1 protein-coding gene and 1 pseudogene are annotated in these 1,672 nt (G+C 30.9%); one reads left to right on the top strand and one right to left on the bottom strand.

Annotated elements, in window-relative coordinates:
• Positions 1-199, top strand: a pseudogene (locus L8X40_RS08285) (peroxide stress protein YaaA); the annotation flags it as partial.
• 23 nt (positions 200-222) lie between these two features.
• Here the strand turns inward: L8X40_RS08285 and L8X40_RS08280 are convergent.
• Positions 223-1,428 carry a major outer membrane protein gene (locus tag L8X40_RS08280; RefSeq protein WP_263667675.1) on the bottom strand — a complete coding sequence of 402 codons (1,206 nt, stop codon included), beginning with the start codon at positions 1,426-1,428 and terminating at the stop codon, positions 223-225.
• Positions 1,429-1,672 lie beyond the last annotated feature (244 nt).

The following is a 1,672-nucleotide window of genomic DNA, read 5'->3' as shown; positions in this document are numbered from 1 at the left end:
TACTCTCACTTTTTTAAAAAATTCCAAAACTTTAAGTCATTTTGCAAAGGCTTATAGGGGTAAAATACTAAGAGTATTAGCAAGTAAAAATATACATAGTAAAGGAGCTTTGCTTGAAAATCTACCTAATGAATTAAAAATAAAAGAAATTAAAATACAAGGATTAAAAGAAGAAATAATTTTAGATATAGTAAGCTAAGCCTTTTGGCTTAGCTTTTATAATTAGAATTTGTATAGAGCTTCAAGTCTGATGAATTGATCATCTCTATCATCAACACCTTGTTGATTTAAATCTTCAGTTAAGTAAGAATAGAAGCCACTAAATGTAAGTTTTGGACTGTATTTATAAGATACTCTTGCGATATACTCATTTTTATCTATATCATAGCCAACTTGTTCAGATTTACCGCCAATATAGTCAAATCCTACTCTTACAGTTTCAGCAAAAGTATAACCTAAACCTGCAAAGTAGAAGAAGTTTTCACCTGTACTACCTCTTAAATCACTACCTTCAGAGTAGAAAATTTGCTCACCTGGAGCAATTACTCTACCTTTGTCTTCTAAAACTACTAAGCTAGCTTTATCTTTTTCACCATAACCAACTATACCTGCTTGGAAATCAAATGCTGAAATTTGACCTTGTAATTGAGCAGCATAGAAGTTGCTGTTGTCTAAGCCTAATTTTTCTTTGTCACTATCTAAGTTGTTACCTAAATACTGAGCTTGGATTTTGAAGTTAGCTACATCATTGAAGCTAAATTTATAGCTAGCATCTACTGCATATAAGAAAGCCCAGTTATTTGAATAAGCAGCCCATAATTGGAAAGCAAATGGATCAAAATCACCTAATACAGCAGCACCATATAAAGAAGCATCAGCTATACCTAAACCTGTAAAATCGCTATCATCTGTAACGTTAAAGCTATCAAACCAATAACCTGCAAAAGTTAAACCTTCGATAGAGTTGTTGATGATTTTAGCACCTGTACCGATAGCATCATCAGTCCAAATTGAACCAACTTCCATTTTACCGAAAATTACGCTTGTAGCATAAGCTTCGTTAGTGTATTCTAAGTATGCTTGTTCAACATCAAAACCTTGAGCTGTGTTTGTTTCAGCTTTAGCAGTTGGACTATTAAAACCTAACTCACCTGTATTGTCATATTGGAATTGTACAAAAGCTTTGAAGTTATCATCTAAAGCTGCTTTGAAGTTGATTTGAGATTTAAATCTATGTCTATTTTCTTTAGCACCATTGTAGCCATTAGAAACAGTATTTCCTTGTTCTAATCTATCAGATTCAAATCTGTATCTCATCATTCCTGATACTTCAATATCTTTTATAGCTTCTTCAAGTGAAACAGCATTAGCTGCTGAAAAAGCACCTGCAGCTAATGCTGCTACTAAACTAAGTTTAACTAGTTTCATGAGAATTCTCCTTATTAAAATTAAAACTATGGCTTGTATTATAGCATAGTTTTATATAAGAATTCTTAAAGTAAATAAAAACAATATAAAATATATTAGATTATATAGTATTAATATAAGTAGTTATAGACATATCTTTAAAGATCTAGTTTGAAACTAGATCTTTAAAAACTAAGGAGTTATCTATGAATGTTTGCTTTTACAAATGTAATTATGCTCTTTGATAGTTAATGTATGGAAACTA

Source organism: Campylobacter sp. CNRCH_2013_0855 (assembly GCF_025773025.1).
Lineage (GTDB): Bacteria > Campylobacterota > Campylobacteria > Campylobacterales > Campylobacteraceae > Campylobacter_D > Campylobacter_D jejuni_C.
Note: the sequence above shows the minus strand (reverse complement) of the source record. Positions and strands in the feature narration are given on the sequence as shown.

Excerpts from the sequence above, each read along its gene's own strand:
- L8X40_RS08280 (WP_263667675.1), bottom strand. The coding sequence starts at position 1,428 with ATGAAACTAGTTAAACTTAGTTTAGTAGCAGCATTAGCTGCAGGTGCT.